The organism is Bacillus sp. 3a, assembly GCF_017161885.1.
Classification (GTDB): Bacteria; Bacillota; Bacilli; order Bacillales; family Bacillaceae; genus Bacillus; species Bacillus safensis.
The window spans coordinates 2170885-2189639 of the sequence record NZ_CP067376.1 but is presented as its reverse complement, the minus strand read 5'-3'; the positions used below and the strand labels follow the sequence as shown (position 1 = coordinate 2189639).

General features: G+C 41.0%; 22 protein-coding genes. 3 read left to right on the top strand and 19 right to left on the bottom strand.

Annotation, left to right across the window (positions count from 1 at the left end; translation table 11 throughout):
• Window positions 1-27: 27 nt before the first annotated feature.
• The 7 genes from ypmT to ilvA all read right to left on the bottom strand — a co-directional run bounded on the left by ypmT (window position 28) and on the right by ilvA (window position 4858).
• Window positions 28-225 (bottom strand): protein YpmT, encoded by a 198-nt coding sequence (ypmT, locus tag JJ692_RS11215; protein WP_024422723.1) that lies wholly within the window; start codon window positions 223-225, stop codon window positions 28-30.
• Between the two features lie 24 nt (window positions 226-249).
• The gene (locus JJ692_RS11210) at window positions 250-816 is read right to left on the bottom strand and encodes a YpmS family protein (RefSeq protein ID WP_024422724.1); all 567 of its coding nucleotides are present in this window, start codon (window positions 814-816) and stop codon (window positions 250-252) included.
• Between the two features lie 10 nt (window positions 817-826).
• The gene (locus JJ692_RS11205; protein WP_241257940.1) at window positions 827-1588 is read right to left on the bottom strand and encodes an SGNH/GDSL hydrolase family protein; all 762 of its coding nucleotides are present in this window, start codon (window positions 1586-1588) and stop codon (window positions 827-829) included.
• Window positions 1589-1657: 69 nt separating this feature from the next.
• On the bottom strand, window positions 1658-2248 hold the full coding sequence (locus tag JJ692_RS11200; protein ID WP_206533756.1) for an SCO family protein: 591 nt from the start codon (window positions 2246-2248) through the stop codon (window positions 1658-1660).
• 23 nt (window positions 2249-2271) lie between these two features.
• The gene (locus JJ692_RS11195; RefSeq protein ID WP_024422727.1) at window positions 2272-3114 is read right to left on the bottom strand and encodes a DegV family protein; all 843 of its coding nucleotides are present in this window, start codon (window positions 3112-3114) and stop codon (window positions 2272-2274) included.
• Between the two features lie 187 nt (window positions 3115-3301).
• Entirely contained in the window at window positions 3302-3553 is a 252-nt protein-coding gene (locus tag JJ692_RS11190; protein WP_024422728.1) for a YpmP family protein, read from the bottom strand.
• Between the two features lie 36 nt (window positions 3554-3589).
• Window positions 3590-4858 (bottom strand): threonine ammonia-lyase IlvA, encoded by a 1269-nt coding sequence (gene ilvA, locus JJ692_RS11185; RefSeq protein WP_025093104.1) that lies wholly within the window; start codon window positions 4856-4858, stop codon window positions 3590-3592.
• Window positions 4859-5039: 181 nt separating this feature from the next.
• Between ilvA and JJ692_RS11180 the strand changes: the two genes are divergently transcribed.
• Both JJ692_RS11180 and trhA read left to right on the top strand, forming a co-directional pair.
• Window positions 5040-6008: an AAA-type ATPase lid domain-containing protein gene (locus JJ692_RS11180; protein ID WP_206533755.1), complete on the top strand. Its 969-nt coding sequence runs from the start codon at window positions 5040-5042 to the stop codon at window positions 6006-6008.
• 14 nt (window positions 6009-6022) lie between these two features.
• A complete protein-coding gene (gene trhA / locus JJ692_RS11175; protein ID WP_206533754.1) occupies window positions 6023-6661 on the top strand; it encodes a PAQR family membrane homeostasis protein TrhA in 639 nt (212 codons plus the stop codon).
• 37 nt (window positions 6662-6698) lie between these two features.
• On the opposite strand, the gene JJ692_RS11170 is transcribed toward trhA, so the two are convergent.
• The 12 genes from JJ692_RS11170 to JJ692_RS11115 all read right to left on the bottom strand — a co-directional run bounded on the left by JJ692_RS11170 (window position 6699) and on the right by JJ692_RS11115 (window position 17570).
• Window positions 6699-7322 (bottom strand): lysophospholipid acyltransferase family protein, encoded by a 624-nt coding sequence (locus tag JJ692_RS11170; RefSeq protein WP_206533753.1) that lies wholly within the window; start codon window positions 7320-7322, stop codon window positions 6699-6701.
• A gap of 19 nt (window positions 7323-7341) precedes the next feature.
• Window positions 7342-7827, bottom strand: a complete 486-nt coding sequence (locus JJ692_RS11165; protein ID WP_206533752.1) for a dihydrofolate reductase — start codon at window positions 7825-7827, stop codon at window positions 7342-7344.
• Window positions 7824-8618, bottom strand: coding sequence for a thymidylate synthase (locus JJ692_RS11160; RefSeq protein WP_024422734.1), 795 nt, complete (start codon window positions 8616-8618; stop codon window positions 7824-7826). The genes JJ692_RS11165 and JJ692_RS11160 overlap by 4 nt, the downstream gene beginning before the upstream one ends.
• A 103-nt stretch (window positions 8619-8721) precedes the next feature.
• The gene (locus tag JJ692_RS11155; RefSeq protein WP_024428140.1) at window positions 8722-9249 is read right to left on the bottom strand and encodes a phosphatidylglycerophosphatase A family protein; all 528 of its coding nucleotides are present in this window, start codon (window positions 9247-9249) and stop codon (window positions 8722-8724) included.
• Window positions 9250-9267: 18 nt separating this feature from the next.
• Window positions 9268-9885 (bottom strand): YpjP family protein, encoded by a 618-nt coding sequence (locus JJ692_RS11150; protein WP_073205996.1) that lies wholly within the window; start codon window positions 9883-9885, stop codon window positions 9268-9270.
• Between the two features lie 298 nt (window positions 9886-10183).
• Window positions 10184-10972 (bottom strand): class I SAM-dependent methyltransferase, encoded by a 789-nt coding sequence (locus JJ692_RS11145; protein ID WP_073205998.1) that lies wholly within the window; start codon window positions 10970-10972, stop codon window positions 10184-10186.
• 66 nt (window positions 10973-11038) lie between these two features.
• Window positions 11039-11473, bottom strand: coding sequence for a BrxA/BrxB family bacilliredoxin (locus JJ692_RS11140; RefSeq protein ID WP_206533751.1), 435 nt, complete (start codon window positions 11471-11473; stop codon window positions 11039-11041).
• Between the two features lie 81 nt (window positions 11474-11554).
• Window positions 11555-13231, bottom strand: a complete 1677-nt coding sequence (gene ilvD, locus JJ692_RS11135; protein WP_024422739.1) for a dihydroxy-acid dehydratase — start codon at window positions 13229-13231, stop codon at window positions 11555-11557.
• A gap of 307 nt (window positions 13232-13538) precedes the next feature.
• The gene (locus tag JJ692_RS11130; protein WP_206533750.1) at window positions 13539-14675 is read right to left on the bottom strand and encodes a conserved virulence factor C family protein; all 1137 of its coding nucleotides are present in this window, start codon (window positions 14673-14675) and stop codon (window positions 13539-13541) included.
• A 30-nt stretch (window positions 14676-14705) separates the two neighbouring features.
• The gene (locus JJ692_RS11125) at window positions 14706-15317 is read right to left on the bottom strand and encodes an HD domain-containing protein (RefSeq protein WP_241257938.1); all 612 of its coding nucleotides are present in this window, start codon (window positions 15315-15317) and stop codon (window positions 14706-14708) included.
• Between the two features lie 13 nt (window positions 15318-15330).
• Window positions 15331-15813: a glutathione peroxidase gene (locus JJ692_RS11120; RefSeq protein WP_025093096.1), complete on the bottom strand. Its 483-nt coding sequence runs from the start codon at window positions 15811-15813 to the stop codon at window positions 15331-15333.
• A gap of 74 nt (window positions 15814-15887) precedes the next feature.
• Window positions 15888-17570 (bottom strand): formate--tetrahydrofolate ligase, encoded by a 1683-nt coding sequence (locus tag JJ692_RS11115; protein WP_206533748.1) that lies wholly within the window; start codon window positions 17568-17570, stop codon window positions 15888-15890.
• A gap of 138 nt (window positions 17571-17708) precedes the next feature.
• Between JJ692_RS11115 and metA the strand changes: the two genes are divergently transcribed.
• Window positions 17709-18617, top strand: a complete 909-nt coding sequence (metA, locus tag JJ692_RS11110) for a homoserine O-acetyltransferase MetA (RefSeq protein ID WP_024428133.1) — start codon at window positions 17709-17711, stop codon at window positions 18615-18617.
• The last annotated feature ends 138 nt before the right edge of the window (window positions 18618-18755 follow it).

Sequence of the window (18755 nt, the reverse complement as noted above, 5' to 3'; positions counted from 1 at the left end):
AGCCTTTCCTAAAATGGAAAAGGCTCCTTACGAGACATCTTCAGCTTTTTCTTGCTTTTGAAAATCAAAAGCAAGAATCATTGTGCCAAGAAATAATGCACAGTAGGCAATATTTAAGTAAAACTGATCGATATTTTCTGCTTTTAAAGCATTGGCAGCTGTTATGCCGAAGTATGCAGCAAATAAAAACGACAGTAAACTAAAATATTGATAGACTCGCTTCATGATAACACTCCTGACTCACACGTTCTATTGCTTTGGATGATAATATGAAAATTCAATTTCATCGTTCTGTAGATCAATTTTGTTTGCTTTCACATACATATCATTCGTCAGCGGCATTTCTGAAAGACGCACTTCAACCGTTTTTTGATCCGGTTTTACATGAACGAACTCTGGCAGCTCATAGAACTGACCCATGTAGCTTAAAACAAAACTAATCGGAATACTCAATTGTCCAATTGAAAAGTCATCCACTTTCAAAAGCACATCACCATTATCTTCAACAGTGGGCGTAAATGAGACGTTTGCATCAATCGTTGAAGAGAAAGCTTTAATTGCGCCTGTTACTTTCACATCTTGATCGATTGCTACATGAAAGTCTGGCATATCATTTGATCCTTGATTTTTCAAATAATCATTCACAAAGCTGGTGAGTGATTCCTTTGAGCTGGATATATTAAAAGCATATTCGCTTTTCACTTCTTTGGTTGAAGCGGATTGACCGCCTGGCAGCAGCATCAAAATACCGCAGCCAATCACAATCAATAGATTGATTGCAAGTAAAATAAAAAATAAGCTTTTCCATTTTTTCATCTGTTTCACCCTATTCCTTCGGCAGTCCTTCTTTTTTCACTTCGGAGAATAAACGATTTGCCATAAGAGAGTACCCCTTTTGGTTTGGGTGGAAATCATCTTCTGCCAGTAATTTTTCATCAGAACCTTCTTCAAATAAATCTGCTACATTGACCATATCCGCATTGCCGTCTTTTCTGAGTTCCTTTTTGGCAGCGGCATTCCAGTCTTGAACGACTTCATCAATATCTCGCAGCTCAGACAAACTGAATTTAAAAGGATTGTACATGCTGACATACATGATTTTCGCATGAGCATTCTGTTCTCTCAGTTGAGCAAGAATGGTTTTAAAGCGCTCTTCAAAAGGACCCTGCTCTTTTTGAAAAGGAGCAAACGTCAAATTAAGCACATTTTGACGGACAACATGCATGAGATCATTCCCGCCGATCGTAAAGAAAATATAGTCAGCGTCTTTCAGTCCGTCCTGCACCTTTTTTTCTTTTAATCTTTTTAATAAATCTACTGTTCTACTGCCTTTAATGGCATAGTTTTTTAATGTGACAGACTGCACGCCGTCCACTGCTTCTATCTTGTCACGGGTCATGCCTGCATAGCCTTTTTTATCTTGATCTCCGATTCCTTCTGTTAAGGAATCTCCAACCGCTGCGATGGTAATATGTTCTTTTACTTTTGGTGTGTCTTCTAGTTTATCCTTTATGCCAGCCTCTTGCGCGGAACATGCAGAAAGAACAAAAGCTAGAGACATCACAATCAAAATCAAACGAGCCTTCAAACGATGATGTCCCTCCTTTTTCTGATTAAAAAAGTGTATCATGTTTTCGCCCATTTGAACATCCTTATGCTAGCTTCGGTTCAGCGTTTTGATGTCCTTGATGATGTCATCATAAGGTGTGTTTTGCACCCCATCATAGTTTTTCATCACTTTCCCATCTTGATTGACAAGGAAAAACAGGGACTGATGAATCACTTGGTCTTCATCTTCAGGTTTTTTTACAATGGTTTTAAAACTTTTCATTGCGAATTTTTCAATTTCTGCCTGTGAATACCCAGTGAGAAAATCCCAATTTTTAAAGGACAATGGATAGGCTTTTGCAAATTCCTTTAGCTTTTTCGGTGAATCGACCTCTGGGTCCACGCTAAAGGAAATGATATGCGCATCCAATTTTTCTTCTTTTAACCGTTTTTGCAGCTCTGTCATATGAGCAGTCATCGGCGGACAAATCGTTTCACAGCTTGTGAAAATAAAATCAGCGACCCATACTTTCCCCTTTAAATCATCCAATGACACCTTTTGGCCATCTTGGTTTTCAAACTCAAACGGCTCTATTTGATAATTTAAAGCATCCTTGATTTGTCCATTTGAACATGAGACTAAAAGAAGCACGCTTACCACCATAAGCGCACCAAGTAAGGCTCCCCTTTTTCTATACATGATATGTCCATCCCCTTTTTCTATCAATCGGTATAAAAAGTAAAGCCTATTGCGCCCTTTCCAGTATGACACGAAATAATCGGTGTTGTGTAGGCGATGTCAATCAGTGCTTCAGGTGTGTGATCAAGCAGCGCTTTTTTTAGCTTTTCAGCGAGTTCTAATGCATCTGCATGTGCGATCCCAATGGCTTGAACTGTTTTTCCCTTCACCGCCTGTACATACTGTTTTGTCAGATGGCGGACAAGCGCAGAGTAGCTTCTCACATTCGCTTCTGGCGTATATACCCCGTCTGTTAAGCTGGCAATAGGTTTGATGTGAAGAAGTGAGCCGATGAGCGCCTTTCCTCTTCCAATTCTGCCGCCTTTGACGAGATTTTCTAATGTATCGATCGTGACATATAGCTTTGTTTGATGACGGATTTTATCTAGTTCTGTGATAATATCTTCACGGCTTGCACCCTTTTTGGCTAGTTCTGCTGCTTTGATGACTTGAAATCCTAATCCATAGGAAATAAAATTCGAATCAATCACCGTGATATTTCCATCTACCATTTTCGAAGCGCTTTCAGCAGTTTGAACAGTACCGCTCATTCCACCAGTTAAATGGATACTGATCACTTCGCTTCCATCTGCCGTCAGCTTTTCATATAATTCGACGAATTGACCGATCGCAGGTTGAGACGTTTTCGGCAGTTCCTCAGCGGCCTCCATTTTTTCAATAAATTCATCTGGCTGTATATTCACTCGGTCAATATAATCAACTCCAGAAATGGAGATATTGAGCGGAATCACGTGAATGGAAAGATCATTGATTTTTTCTTGCGGAAGGTCCACAGTTGAATCTGTTACAATTTTAATTTGTTTCACTATCGTCTCATCCTTGCTGTCTTAGTCTTTACTTATGATATTACCTTATTTCCTGCACACTTGAAAACAACTGACCTAACGTTTTTGAAATTGTCACATTTTCTTCTTGTCATGAAAAAAATCCTTGCCAAACTGAGCAGCGGCCATTTCAAAATGGCTGCTTCCCCCTTTTGACAAAGATTTCTGCTTACGCATTGTGTTTCAATGTAGGCTCCTGATAGATCTGTTCATATGTGCTCCACTTGACGTTACGTTTCACATCCTCTCTGAAAGAGTACACAGCTCTCTTTCCTTTAGATACATAGACTTTTTTCAAGAAAGCTTCAAGTCTAAAGGTGAGCATGAAACGATACGTCTCATCTCCCTTTAGAACAGGGACTTCTGTTACCTTGATCTGAGCTCCATCCATCCGTCTAAAACATATTGTTTTGAGCAGCACAAACGATCAATCCTCTTTTCCAATTATCTGTTAAGCCTAAATAAATAGGTGGAATAAATCTTGATCTTTATTCACTTCAACATAGTGGAATCCTTTTTTATCCATCCGCTCAATCAGCGCTGCATAGTCATCTCTTTCTTTCAATTCGATGCCGACTAGCGCAGGACCTTTGCTTCGGTTATTCTTTTTCGTATATTCAAAGCGTGAGATATCATCATTTGGCCCTAACACTTCATCTAAAAATTCACGAAGCGCTCCTGCTCTTTGCGGAAAATTGACAATAAAGTAATGTTGAAGCCCTTCATAGATCATCGAGCGTTCTTTGATTTCCTGCATTCTGCCGATGTCATTATTTCCTCCACTGACAATACAGACAACATTTTTCCCTTTGATCTCCTCGCGATGAGCATCTAATGCTGCGATCGGCAATGCGCCAGCCGGTTCTGCTACAATCGCACATTGATTATACAGCTCTAAAATCGTTGTACATACTTTCCCTTCTGGTACAAGACTGATTTTATCGACAACAGACTGAAGCGATGTAAACGTCTTTTCGCCAATTCGCTGAACCGCTGCTCCGTCTACAAACTTATCAATCGAATCAAGTGTCACAACCTCGCCCTTCTCATGCGAGGCATGCAGTGAAGCTGCGCCAAGCGGTTCGACTGCAATGATTTCGGTTTCTGGTGAGATATTTTTGATATATGTACCAACACCAGATAACAGACCTCCACCTCCGACACTTGCAAATAAAAAGTGAGGCTCCACTTCGATATCATTTAAGATTTCGACAGCAGTCGTTCCTTGTCCTGCCATCACATCCAGATCATCAAACGGATGGATAAATTCGCGCTTCTCTTCATCTCCGCATTTTACGGCTTCATGATACGAATCATCAAACGTATCTCCGGTTAAGATAATTTCAACATATTCTTTTCCGAACAGCTCCACTTGTGATACTTTTTGCCTTGGCGTCGTAGCAGGCATAAAGATTTTCCCGTGGATGCCTAAATATTTACAAGAATAGGCAACACCCTGCGCGTGATTTCCAGCACTTGCACAGACAATGCCATTTTCTAGTTTATCTTTTGGAAGCTGGCTCATTTTATTAAAAGCGCCTCTTAATTTAAAGGAACGAACTACTTGAAGATCCTCTCTTTTTAAGTAGACATTGCATTCATATCGTTCAGAAAGTCGCTCATTTTTTTGAAGTGGTGTATGAATGACTACATCCTTCAAATTTTGATGGGCTTTTAAGATGTCTTTCACTTGAATTAGCGTATTTTCTTTGAGCAACGGTTTCATGTACAAGATCCTTTCTCTTTAACCTTATTTAATTTGTCATTATAACATGAATATTCAAAAAATAAACCAATAGATCACCGATCCATCATAAATTTTATAAACTTTTTCGTTTTCCTGTACATTTGTTTTAATTGGGTGTTACAATTGAACCAATTAGAACCACAAAGAAAGGAATCACCCAATGGCCACTCAATCATTCGCATCTATCTATGGAGATCATCAAGATATCAAGCATGCAATTCATCTGGCAAAACAATTTTCGAAAAACGAACAGCCGGTCTTGATAACAGGAGACATCGGCACAGGCAAAACGCTATTCGCCCAAGAAATGGCGAACGTATCTGTTCCACACGCATCACTGACACACATGTATTGCCCCATCTTGAATGAAGAAACCTTACAGAAAGCCTTCACAGAAAAAAACAATCAAATTCTTTATTTAGATGAAATCGGTGCATTAAGTATTTCTATGCAGCACCAGGTCATTCACTTTCTAGAAACGTCACCTGCAACAAAAGTAATCGCTTCTTCGTCTTTATCAATAGAGGCACTCAGGGTTTCTTCTACCTTTTTACCCGAGCTGTTTTATCGTCTGAATGTTCTTCATTTGGCCCTTCCAGCTTTAGCCGAACGAAAAACAGATATTCCTGTGTTAACAAATGCTTTCTTTCAAAAGCTGAACATGGCGCCTGATATTGATCCAAGTGTTTGGGAAGCCTTGCAGCAGTATCCATTTGAAGGAAATGTCCAAGAACTCAAAAATATTGTTCATTACGCTGCGTCCATACTCGAGGGCCACACGGTATTTTTACATCATTTACCGCCCTTTGTGTTAGCACCCCTTCCCTCAGCCGTGAAAGGTAAAAAGGAAGAACACCAGCTCACACTAATGGAAAAACAAGAGTTTGTTTTCTTGCTGGAAGCCATTAAATCTCTCAATGAAAAAGGAGAAGCAGCCAGCAGGCGTATCTTGTCTGAATTAAGCAAACAAGGAGACATCCCGCTGACCCCTCAGCAGGTGCGAAACCGCTTAGATGATCTTGAGAAAAAAGCATACGTGACGAAAGGAAAAGGCAGGGCCGGAACGAAGATTACACTTGAAGGTCTTTCATTCCTGAAGTCGCTTGATGGTTATATACCGGTTCAATAAAAGGAGGACATCCATTGTTTACTGTAAAAGAAGAAATTGCAAACGCCATTACACATGGCATTGGTGTTATTTTAGCCATCCCAGCTATTGTGTTTCTCGTCTTATTCGCTGTTCAATACGGCACCGTCACAGACATTATCAGCTTTTCGATATTTGGTGTATCCATGCTGCTGCTCTATTTAAGCTCAACCCTGCTTCATAGCATTCGGCACAAAAAAACAAAAGATATTTTTGAAATTCTCGACCACTCGGCTATTTATGTATTGATTGCTGGTACATATACACCCTTTTTACTTGGACCACTAAAAGGTGCACTGGGTTATACACTCCTTGCGATTGTATGGGCGCTTGCTGCTGGTGGGATTGTCTTTAAAATCTTTTTCGTCAAACGCTTTATTATCGTATCTACCCTTGTCTATTTATTAATGGGCTGGATGATCATCATTGCCATCAAACCGCTTTATATCCAATTAACAGGTGCAGGATTTGGCCTCTTACTGTTAGGCGGCATTTTATATTCAGTCGGAACCATCTTTTATATTTGGCGGAAAATCCCCTATCATCATGCGATTTGGCACAGCTTTGTTCTCGGCGGCAGCGCCTCGATGTTCTTCTGTATTTTATTCTATTGTGTGAACGTTCCTGCTGCATGAAAAAAACCAGCATCCACTATTCGGATGCTGGTTTTTTTTATGCACGCTTTTGTGCGTAATCACTGATCATGACAGGAGCTTTAATATGAATATCCACATTAACAGGACGCAGTCTTTTCACGATCTTCCCAGTTAAAAGACGATCCGTTCCGCTAGTTTCAATCGGTACAAGCGGACAATCGTATTCTTCAGCAAGCGCTTCTGCAATGTGACGATATGCTTCTGAAAGCAAGATACTCTGCCCAGACATGACTCTTTCCTTTGCTTCTTCTAATAAGACCTCATCCGTTTGATTCTGATGAATAACCGCCATTTTTTTGAGCCATTGTTTTAAAATCGGATATCGAAAGAGCTTCCGCTTTGCCATAAAAGCAAATGGCTTCTCAAGGTGGCCAATCAATAATGTCGTCGTAACTGGATTCAGCTCTTTTGTGACATAAATAACCGGGCCATCTGGCAGCTTCTTTTGCTGATGAATGGTCATGACTGATCCTGATTGATCAATACACCCCCGGGCAAACCTTTTTGCATGCTCATGAATGAGATGCATTCGTTTCGTATAGGAAATGCGTGGATCTGTTAATTCATGATCGTACAAATGCCTCATACTTTTTAAAAAGGATACAACAACATAAATCGTTAAAAACCAATAACGAAACAACCGTACTCCTCCTACTCACTTATCCTTTTTTGTCATAGACGACAAATTCATAATTGTAGGGGTTCTTTTCGTCACAATGGCCTTTTTCGCGTGATACAATCGTCCATTCATCTTCATTGTAATACGGGAAATACCGGTCTCCTTCAAACGCATGGTGAATATGCGTGATATAGAGACGATCCGCATATGGCATCATTTCTTCATACAGCTTAGACCCGCCAATGATAAATAGCTCTGTCTCGCTTTCCGCAATTGCCAAAATGTCAGCAATTGAATGAACAACCTCGCATCCTTCTGCTTTAAAAGAAGAACTTGTGGTCAGCACAATGTTTCGGCGGTTAGGCAGCGCTCGTCCAATCGATTCAAAGGTTTTTCTGCCCATGACAATCGTATGACCGCCTGTGATTTTTTTAAAATACGCTAAATCTACTGGTAAATGCCAAGGCATTTGATTATCTTGACCAATGACTCTATCTTTACCTGTCGCCACAATCATGGAAATCATACACTGACTTCTCCTTTAATATGCGGATGCGGATCATAGTTCTCAAGCACAAAATCATCAAAGGTAAAATCAAAAATGCTTTTTACATCTCTCGTAATACGAAGCGTAGGAAGCGTGCGTTCCTCGCGCTCTAGCTGCATTTTCACCTGTGGAAGATGATTTTGGTAAATATGAGCATCTCCGAGTGTATGAATAAACTCTCCTGGCTCAAGATTTGTGACTTTGGCAATCATCATCGTTAGTAGAGCATATGAAGCGATATTAAATGGCACGCCTAAAAAGATATCTGCCGATCTTTGATATAGCTGGCAGGAAAGCTTCCCGTTTGATACGTAAAATTGAAACAGACAATGACAAGGAGGCAGCGCCATTTGATCAATTTCCCCCGGGTTCCAAGCACTGACGATCAGTCGTCTTGAATTCGGGTTGTGCTCAATATCATGAATCAGCTTTGCGATCTGATCCACTGTCTCGCCGTCTCCGCTCGCCCATGATCTCCACTGTGCACCGTACACACGGCCCAGCTCTCCATTTTCATCTGCCCATTCGTTCCAAATCCGGACACCATTTTCTTGAAGATATTTGACATTTGTATCACCTTTTAAAAACCAAAGCAACTCATGAATGATTGATTTCAGGTGTAATTTCTTTGTGGTTAAAAGAGGAAACCCTTCCTGTAAATCAAATCTCATCTGATAACCGAACGTGCTGATTGTACCTGTACCCGTTCTGTCACCTTTTTCATCCCCGTGCTGTAATACATGACGGCATAACTCTTTGTATTGTTTCATTTTTTTCATCCTTTATTTATGTTCTTGTTGTAGTTTACCTTATTTCAGCATTTCTTGAAACCAAAAAAACACGCCTGCATGATGAGCAGACATGTTTTTCTTTTTATGCTTGATTCACTCGTTCCTGCTCTTCATCCTTAATATCTTGGTGTGAGTGAGCAATGCGGCTTGCAGCTGCTGCGGCAAGTGCAGCGACTAGGTCATCAAGGAAAGTATGCACTTCACCTGGACGGCCTTCATCTAATTCACGAATAATACCAAATTTCTCTTTATCTAAATAACCGAAGTTGGTCAAACCGATTGATCCATATACATTGACAATGGAAAGCGGAATAATCTCATCAATTCCATATAGCGGCTCATCTGTTTCAACTAAGTGCTGTAAAGGTTCTGGCAAAAGCTTTTTTTCTGCAAGCTGATCAAGGGCAAGTCCTGTTAAAACTGCATGGACAATTTCTCTTTTATTCAGCACTTTTTCAACATTTTCAATACAGACACTAAGTGGAAGGTTTGGATGATATTTTTCTTGGAGCTTCAGCACAATGTGTGCGATATCTTCAATTTTCACTCCGCGATCGTTTAACATTTGTTTTGTAATCTGCACCATTTCGTTCATTGTATATTTTTTCAATTGGCATGACATCTCCTTCTAGTGGCTCATCCAGCTCGGCGGGGTGTTTTTATCCCAGTAAATATTACCGAGTTCATGATGCGTCTGGAATCCATCTTCTGCTGTATGGTAATGAAAGTTAAACCAATATCCGCTGTGAGGCGGCTGATCTCTTCTGACATGAAAACGGAGCAAATCTTCTCCGGTCTTGCGGTTGTAAATGTGGAAGATTTTTTCGCCATTTCCGCTTGAAGGCTGATCAGTTATCACAACATCTTGAAATTTTTCGTCATCTTTGAAATTTGATAAATAGTCGGTTAACACTTGTTCAATCTTCGGCTGAATTTCTTCTCTGTACTCGTCCTCAATGACAGGTGTGATTTTACGGCCAAATTTGAGAAAGGATTGATTTTCTGCACTTGACAGCACCTCTTGCTTATATTGCTCAAAGGGGTCTATCTGCTCTTTGCTTTCCTCTTGCGTTCGTTCCCAGCTGCGCAATTCATCTGATGTATCATAAACAGCTGTATAAGGCGTTTTATCAGATGAAGAAAGTTCAGAGGGCTTGTCTGTCATCAAAGCCGACGGAGGAGAGACTAAACCAAAAGTTGCAATCGTAAAGAGCACAACAAGCGTTTTTCTCATCCACATCTTCATGATATCTAATTCCTTCCATAAGTTATCATACTGCTATTCTAGCATATAATGAATTTTCAGTCATTCAATTTGGTCACCGATTTGAGACTTTCTTTTTTATAATAAAACGTTTACAATGGCAGTAAAGGCGACTAAAATTTGGGAGGAATGGGTATGCTTGAAGGTTTTTTTATTACGGCTTCCTTGCTGACATTATTTTATTTTGTCTATATGGAGATTACAGATTAAAAGCCCTGAATAAGGGCTTTTTTAGATGCTTGACAAGGAATTAAAAAGAATTGTCTGCACAGCTGAACCTTTAGCGAGGGCTTTTTTCTTTCTCAATATATCCATAATGAAATTGGGCTGTTTTTCGTTTTAAAACGTGAAATTGATAGGAGTCTGCTAGAAATCGGGTGCTTTTCCAATGATCTTTTAAAACCACTCTTTTTCTCGCCACTCTCAGCGCTTCTTGGACGGCTGTTTCGTGGTCAAAGTAATGCTCTGCCGCATGACGGAGCGGAGCGATACTTGCAGATTCTTGAATCGCCTCCTCAAACATCGGGTCAAAATAGACGACATCAATTGATTCATCAGAGAGCTTTTTTAGCTGCTCGATACTGTCTCCACTTACAACAGATATCCGTTTCATCGCTTCATCTGCCTCTCTTACCCCTGTCTCCCATGTGTTTAATCCTTCTCGGACTAACAATGCTGTCATGGGATTCTTTTCGATACCAATGACCCTTCCATTCGGACCTACTCGCAAGCTGGCTGTAATGGCATCTGATCCTAGGCCAAGCGTACAATCTAAAAAGGAATCGCCTGGCCGAAGCTGCGTGGCTTCGATTAAAGGATCCTTTTCTCCGCGCATGAGCCGCTTCACCCTGAACATTGCTGAGCTTGGATGGAAGAAGAACTTTTCACCATTTGGCTGATACCATTCGAATCTTTCCTTCCCCACAACAAGGACGTCTCCTCGTTTCATCGCAAGCTGCTTGACGGATTGTTTGCGCCTTTCAACATACTCACCATGTAAATCCTCTGCAAGGGCTTTTGCTATTTCAATTGTTTGTTCATTTGCTCTAAAGCTTGTTGTGATAAGCATGCGGTTCCTCCATCATGATCAAGAAAAAATGCCCTGATTTGTTTACAGGACATTTCAACATGTGTATTAGCAATGTTTTTCGAATGCAGATAAGACGTTGTTCATGATGTCTTCCATTTCATGACCTTCAATTTCGTCACGGGGAATAAAATGAACGAGTTCATTTCCTTTTAAAAGTGCCATAGATGGAGACGATGGCTCTTCTCCTGTGAAGTATTCTCTCATTTTTGCCGTTGCTTCCCTGTCCTGACCAGCAAAAACTGTGACAATTCGATCTGGTGTTTTTTCTGCCTTCATCACAGCTTGTGTAGCAGCTGGGCGTGCTAAGCCGGCAGCGCACCCGCATACAGAATTGACAACGACAAATGTCGTTCCTTCTGCTTCTTGCATCGTTTGTTCTACTTCTTCTTCCGTTGTTAGTTCTTGAAATCCTGCACTTGTCAGCTCTTGACGCATCGGTTCAACGAGCTGGCGCATATATTCTTCATATGCCATTGACATAAAAAAGCCCCCTCTATAATCCTTATGTTGTGAATAAAGGATACTATAGAGAGAGCCAATTTTCAAATGTTCGATATCAGATTAAATTTTCATGATGCCGCCTGTATTGGCTGATGTCACAAGTTTTGAATATCTAGCAAGATAACCCGTTTTTACTTTTGGCTCAAAGCCTTTCCAGTTTGCTTTTCTTCTTTCCCATTCTTCCTCTGGAACATCTACGCTTAAAATGCGCTGTTCGATATCGACAACGACATGGTCACCATTTTCAACAAAGGCAAGCGGGCCGCCCTCAGCTGCCTCTGGAGAGACGTGTCCAATAGACAATCCGCGAGAAGCGCCGGAAAAACGTCCGTCTGTAATTAAAGCAACCTTTGGTCCAAGTCCCATGCCGACAATTTGTGAAGTAGGTGCAAGCATTTCAGGCATGCCAGGTCCGCCTTTAGGTCCTTCGTAGCGAATGATGACAACATGTCCTGCTTCTACTTTTCTATTAATGATACCTTCAAGGGCTTCTTCTTGGGATTCAAATACGATGGCAGGTCCCTCGTGGCGTGTGATCCCGTCTTGTACCCCGCCCGTTTTAATGATGGCTCCATCTGGCGCAAGGTTTCCAAATAAAACGGCTAAGCCGCCTTTTTCAGTAAATGGCTTGTCAATTGGATAAATGACGTTATAATCTTTTACCTCATGCCCCGCAATGTTCTCGCCAAGCGTTTTCGCAGTGACAGTCATTGTATCTAAATGAAGAGCTCCTTCTTTTTTAGACAATTCATTTAGTGCTGCTGTAACGCCGCCTGCTTCATGTAAATCCTCAATATAAACGTCTGAAGCTGGAGCAAGTTTTGATAAATGAGGCACACGTTCTGCTACTTCATTGATACGTTCAAGTGAATATTCAACACCTGCTTCATTCGCAATCGCCAATGTGTGAAGAACAGTATTGGTTGAACCACCAAGTGCCATATCTAATGCAAATGCATTATCAATTGCTTTTTCAGTGACAATATCCCGTGGTTTAATATCTTTTTTGATAAGCTCCATGAGTTGTTTTGCAGACTTCTTCGCAAATTCTCTTCGTTCTGGTGATGTCGCCAAAATCGTTCCATTTCCAGGAAGAGCGATCCCGAGTGCTTCCGCTAAACAGTTCATTGAGTTAGCTGTAAACATTCCTGAACAAGATCCGCAGGTTGGACAGCCAAACTGCTCTAATTCATTTAATTCCTCTTCATTGATTTTACCTGACTGGTATGCACCAACGCCTTCAAATACAGAAGAAAGAGAAATTTTTCTGCCATCACTTGTTCTACCCGCTTCCATCGGTCCCCCGCTCACAAAGACAGTCGGGATATTCACGCGCATCGCTGCCATCATCATTCCTGGTGTGATTTTATCGCAGTTAGGAATACAAACCATTCCATCAAACCAATGAGCAGATACAACGGTTTCCACAGAGTCCGCAATGATTTCACGGCTTGGCAATGAATATCTCATCCCGATATGACCCATGGCAATTCCATCATCGACGCCAATCGTATTGAATTCAAATGGAACCCCGCCAGCTTCACGAATGGCTTCCTTCACAATCTTCCCGAATTCCTGAAGATGGACATGCCCTGGGACAATATCAATATAGGAATTACATACGGCAATAAATGGCTTGCCGAAATCCTCATCCTTTACCCCCGCCGCTCTTAGTAAGCTTCGGTGAGGTGCTCTGTCGATTCCTTGTTTAATCATATTACTGCGTAGTTCTGCCATCTGTTTAAAAAGCCTCCTATACTACAAGTCTTGTTGACTGCATGATTTTGAGTTGATTTTATTTTACAAATTTTCTGTTTATTTAGCCACCTCTGAATGACTGATGACTAACATGGCTGCTGAAGCAAGCGCTCAGCAAGGTTCGTGTCATAAAATCTGACCTCCAATATTCTATATTGGTACTACTATATAGAGTTTTTTCGCATATTTCAACAATATTCAAAATAATTTTTCTAAAAAAATTTTTCTGTCTATCCTTTTTAGAAAAACAAGCTGCTTTTCATTGGCAGCTTGTTCATTTTTCTCATCATTCTGATGCATTCTTTCTACTTTCTGTCATTTGCTTCCATACTGAGCCTTTTGCTTCTTCTCCATGCTCAATGCGCTCAATCGCCATTTTCACTTGAAGACTGACTTCAAACTCAGGGTCTTGCTCTGCTTCTTTTAATGCTTCAAGTGCCGTTTCATCCCCTTCTTCATAAAGAAACATAGCTGCACGCCAGCGGACGAGCTTACTCGGGTCCTTTAATGCTGCGATCATGGCTTCGATAGCACTTGGGTCACCAAGGTCAGAAATACAGTCGCCAGCCGTTCTGCGGACCGTCACTGTTTTGTCTTTGAGCCCCTTATATAAAATAGGCAGAATGGCAGGATCTTCAATCATGCCAGCATTCACAACCGCTTGTCTGCGAATAGACGTTTTTGGATCCTCCATTGCTTTCATTAAAACAGGTATGTCCTTTAGCTCTGGCTGCATTTGCTCTAAATGGGCAAAACGTTTTTTCCAATCTTCCTCTTGCAGCATCTCTTCTGTTACATCATATGCCTTTCGGTTCACCTGTCTATCTACAGCTTCCTGACCTTCTATAACCGCCTCTGTTAATCGGGCTAAACGCTCGTCATCATAGGCTGCTTGCAGCTCCTCTGTGACTTCCTGACCGATATCAGCAAATTCTCCAAAACGAACGCCGTGTTCTTTCCACACACGTTCAAACACGACATTGTCTGAGCTGCTTCTAAGCTTTAAAATGGCTGCTTGAAAACGTTCAGGCATGCCAAACCGTTCTTCTCTTTCACCGTCTGACAGTTTGACCTGCATTGGAATCCCATTAAACATTTGGACAAACACTTTCACTTCCCCAAATGTGTCATCACCTGACTGAGATCCTTCCTGAAGACCTTCTGTTTCTTGTCCAAAGGCTTCTCTGACCTGTTGTAAAATACCCTGCCAGTCAAACTTTGCATTTCGCTCAACTGCTAAGAAATCTGCAACATGATAAACCCCTTTTACACCTTCAATGCTTAAAATACGCTTGATCATTTCTGGTGCTTCGTCTTTTTGATCCTTTTTGTAGTTGTTGCTTTTACCGCCGGCAAGTGCTTCTGTCAAAATCACCTTCATGGTATTCGGACTTGGCGTTGGTTCTATTGCTGTTATTTTCATTGATATATCCTCCTTACACACATAAAGACCCTACTCATCTGTAAGGCCGCATTCTTCTTTCCACTTCTTGATAAATAAACTCATCAATTCATGCCGCTCATCAGCAAGCTGCTTTCCTGCATGAGTGTTCATCAAGTCTTTTAATTTGAGCAGTTTTTCTTCCATATGCTTTAGCACAGATCCTTGCTGAGTGTCCTTTGTATAATGGGGCTCACCTGTTGCGCCAGCATACGTAAACACTCTAGCGATACCGCTTGCTCCTATCGCATCCAGCCTATCCGCATCTTGAACAATGGCCCCTTCTAACGTCATTGGCCTAAACTGCTTATGCCGATGACGAAAAGACATCGTTGTAATAATGTCCATGATATAGCGGATATCCCGCGTGTCCAATTCCCACAAAAGGAGCTGATGCTCAAGCTGCTTTTCAGTGACCTTCCATTCACTTGACAGCTTTTCATCAATGACATCATGTACAATCGCTGCCATCTCGATGATAAAAAGAGAGCCGCCTTCCTGATTTGCAATACGAACGGCAAGCTGGCGCACACGAGCAACATGAGCCGCATCGTGTCCAGTCGGTTCATTCTTCAGCCTGTCTGAAACAAAGGAGGCTGCTGCCTCCAATTGTTTTCGCTGCATGACTGTCACCATCTTATTTGTTAAGCAGAGCGATGATTGAGCTTTCTAATTCTTTTGGTGGTGTTTTCGGAGAGAACCGTTCAGTGACTTCTCCGTTTTGGTCCACGATAAATTTGGTGAAATTCCATTTCACTGTTTTTGTCCCAAGCACACCTTTCGCTTCACTTGTTAAATGTTTGAACAGCGGGTGCGCCTCTTCGCCATTGACATCTACTTTCGCAAACATAGGAAAAGTCACTCCATAATTCAAAGAACAGAACTCTTGAATGGCTTCTTCTCCTTCTGGCTCTTGGTTCATAAATTGGTTACATGGAAATCCTAAAATTTCAAGGCCCTTTTCATGATATTGATCATATAGCTCTTGTAATTGTTTAAATTGAGGAGTCAGTCCACATTTGCTTGCTGTGTTTACAATAATGAGCACTTTTCCTTTGTAATCTGCCATCGATTTTTCCTGACCGTTAATGGTCTTGACCTGAATATCATAAATTGACATCTCATAGCCTCCTAGGATTCACTTTTTCCTATCGTAACATGCTTCTTTTAGAAAATCGCTTTTTATGCTCCCGTTTAAAAGAGTCCTGTCACACTGCCGTCTTCTAATAAATCCATTTCGAGAGCCGCAGGTTTTTTAGGTAAGCCAGGCATTGTCAAAATGCTTCCGGTTAAGGCTACAATAAACCCTGCTCCTACAGATGGCTTTAACTCTCGAATCGTAATGGTAAAGCCTTTAGGTCTGCCGATTAAAGCTGGATCATCTGAAAGAGAATATTGTGTTTTTGCCATACAAACCGGCAAATGAGCCCAGCCGTTTTCCTCAATGGCAGCCAGCTGCTTTCTTGCTTTAGTTGTGAGCGTGACCCCATCTGCCCCGTAAACCACTTTGGCCACTTTAGATAACTTTTCTTCGATGGAATCGTTCTCTTCATACAAATAGGTAAAGTTGTTCTTTTTCTTTTCAATGAGTGCTGCTAGTTCCTCGGCAAGAGCTGTCCCGCCTTCGCCTCCTTCTTCCCATACATTCACGGCTTTGACTGGATGGCCATGTTTGCCGCACCAATCTTCTATCGCTTGAATCTCTTCTTTTGTATCCGTTATAAACCGGTTTACCGCCACAATATATGGAAGACCAAAAGCTTGCACGGTTTCAATATGCTTTTCTAAATTATGTATACCTTCTAATACGGCGTGTGCATTCTCTTCTTTGAGTTCGGTTTTCTTCATTCCGCCATGCATCTTTAATGCTCTCACTGTTGCGACAATGACAACTGCACTAGGTTTGAAATCACCAGCTCTTGTTTTAATGTGCAGGAACTTTTCTGCTCCAAGGTCTGCACCAAATCCAGCTTCTGTTACGACATAATCAGCTAATTTTGCTGCCATTTTGGTTGCAATTAAACTATTGCATCCATGTGCAATATTAGCAAAAGGACCGCCATGGACAAGGGCTGGGGTTCCTTCAATCGTTTGAACAAGGTTCGGTTTGAGTGCGTCTTTTAAAAGTAGCGTCAGAACACCTTCATATCCAAGTGCTCCCACTGTGACTGGCTCGCCTTCTTGATTATAGGCAACAACAATAGAAGAAAGACGTTTTTTTAAGTCGTTTAAGTCTTCTGCTAAACAGAGGACCGCCATCATTTCGGAAGCCACTGTAATATCAAATCCGTCTTCTCTAGGATACCCATTTAACTGACCGCCAAGTCCGACAACGACCTGTCTTAATGCACGATCGTTTAAATCAAGCACCCGCTTCCACACAATGCGCCGCGTGTCGATGCCGAGTTCATTTCCGTGATGGATATGGTTATCAATAAATGCAGATAAGGCGTTATGTGCAGATGTAATGGCATGAAAATCTCCTGTAAAATGAAGATTGATTTCTTCCATTGGCAGCACCTGTGAATATCCTCCGCCCGCTGCTCCGCCTTTAATCCCCATTGTAGGACCTAATGATGGCTCACGCATCGCAATGATCGCTTTTTTGCCAATTTTTTCGAAGGCTTGACCAAGGCCGACAGTTACGGTGGATTTCCCCTCACCTGCTGGCGTAGGGTTAATCGAAGTGACAAGAATCACGTGTCCTTCTTTTTGTTTCTTTAAACGGTCAAAAATAGTCAAAGAAATTTTCGCTTTTGTGAAACCATAGCATTCTAATTCTTCGTCATGTATTTGCAGCTTTGCTGCGATGTCTTGAATCGGTCTCAGCTTAGCCTTTTGGGCAATGTCAATATCTGATAAATGCTTTGTGATCATAACAAAACGGCCTCCTTTTTTTACAGAAACAGCATTTTTTTTGCTCTATTTTTCATTGTAACATAATTGAAACATTGAAATATCGCCAGAAAGTTCCTATAATGAAGTGAAATTAGCTTTGGTTCAGGGGGTGGCGAGTTGCCTATTAACATACCAGTTCATCTGCCGGCAAAACAAATACTAGAGAGCGAAAATATTTTCGTCATGGATGAGACAAGGGCATTCAAGCAAGATATCCGTCCTTTGAATATCGTGATCTTAAATTTAATGCCAAAAAAAATACAAACTGAAACGCAGCTGCTGAGAATGCTCGGAAATTCTCCTTTACAAGTGTACTTTACGTTTTTGATTCCAAGTACACATACACCGAAGAATACGTCGAGAGAGCATCTAGATGAATTTTATACGACCTTTGAATCGATTCGCCATAAAAAATTTGATGGAATGATCATCACTGGCGCACCAATCGAGCACTTACCTTTTGAAGAAGTCTCTTATTGGAAAGAGCTGCAGGACATTTTGGACTGGAGTAAAACCAATGTGACGTCTACTCTTCATATTTGCTGGGGTGCACAGGCAGGTTTATATCACCATTACGGGATTGAAAAAATCAAGCTTCCCGAGAAAAAATTTGGCGTATTTGAGCATATTGTGAAAGAGAAAAAAGAAAGATTAGTCAGAGGTTTTGATGAAGTATACTATGTCCCACATTCTAGGCATACAGATATTAATACAGAACAATTAAAAAACACGCCGAATTTGAAAGTCTTGAGTATGTCTGAAGAAGCGGGTGTTTGTTTAATTGTTTCAGATGATGATAAACAAGTATTTTTAACTGGACATCCTGAATATGATACAGATACATTGATGCAGGAATATGAAAGAGATTTGTTGAAACATGATACAGTCCAAAAACCTGTCCACTATTTTATAGAAGATGGTGACACATTAATCCCAGTAAATCGCTGGAAAGCCCATGCAACCTTATTGTTTATGAATTGGCTTAATTATTATGTTTATCAAGAAACACCATACGTTTGGGAATAAAATAGACTGTGGTCTGATGATAAATCGTCAAAATGTGTTAAAATACAAATGGCTCTGTCTTCCATTATCAATTGAATCTGTTTGTTTTTTAAAATTAGTTTAATTCTTTCGTAACGAATGATATGCTCTAACTGTTTA

Bases quoted from the DNA above. Each gene is read 5' to 3' on its own strand.
- ypmT (WP_024422723.1), bottom strand. From the start codon at position 225: ATGAAGCGAGTCTATCAATATTTTAGTTTACTGTCGTTTTTATTTGCT.
- JJ692_RS11210 (WP_024422724.1), bottom strand. From the start codon at position 816: ATGAAAAAATGGAAAAGCTTATTTTTTATTTTACTTGCAATCAATCTA.
- JJ692_RS11200 (WP_206533756.1), bottom strand. From the start codon at position 2,248: ATGTATAGAAAAAGGGGAGCCTTACTTGGTGCGCTTATGGTGGTAAGC.
- ilvA (WP_025093104.1), bottom strand. From the start codon at position 4,858: ATGAAACCGTTGCTCAAAGAAAATACGCTAATTCAAGTGAAAGACATC.
- JJ692_RS11180 (WP_206533755.1), top strand. From the start codon at position 5,040: ATGGCCACTCAATCATTCGCATCTATCTATGGAGATCATCAAGATATC.
- JJ692_RS11165 (WP_206533752.1), bottom strand. From the start codon at position 7,827: ATGATTTCCATGATTGTGGCGACAGGTAAAGATAGAGTCATTGGTCAA.
- JJ692_RS11160 (WP_024422734.1), bottom strand. From the start codon at position 8,618: ATGAAACAATACAAAGAGTTATGCCGTCATGTATTACAGCACGGGGAT.
- JJ692_RS11150 (WP_073205996.1), bottom strand. From the start codon at position 9,885: ATGAAGATGTGGATGAGAAAAACGCTTGTTGTGCTCTTTACGATTGCA.
- JJ692_RS11145 (WP_073205998.1), bottom strand. From the start codon at position 10,972: ATGCTTATCACAACAAGCTTTAGAGCAAATGAACAAACAATTGAAATA.
- JJ692_RS11140 (WP_206533751.1), bottom strand. From the start codon at position 11,473: ATGTCAATGGCATATGAAGAATATATGCGCCAGCTCGTTGAACCGATG.
- ilvD (WP_024422739.1), bottom strand. From the start codon at position 13,231: ATGGCAGAACTACGCAGTAATATGATTAAACAAGGAATCGACAGAGCA.
- JJ692_RS11130 (WP_206533750.1), bottom strand. From the start codon at position 14,675: ATGAAAATAACAGCAATAGAACCAACGCCAAGTCCGAATACCATGAAG.
- JJ692_RS11125 (WP_241257938.1), bottom strand. From the start codon at position 15,317: ATGCAGCGAAAACAATTGGAGGCAGCAGCCTCCTTTGTTTCAGACAGG.
- JJ692_RS11120 (WP_025093096.1), bottom strand. From the start codon at position 15,813: ATGTCAATTTATGATATTCAGGTCAAGACCATTAACGGTCAGGAAAAA.
- JJ692_RS11115 (WP_206533748.1), bottom strand. From the start codon at position 17,570: ATGATCACAAAGCATTTATCAGATATTGACATTGCCCAAAAGGCTAAG.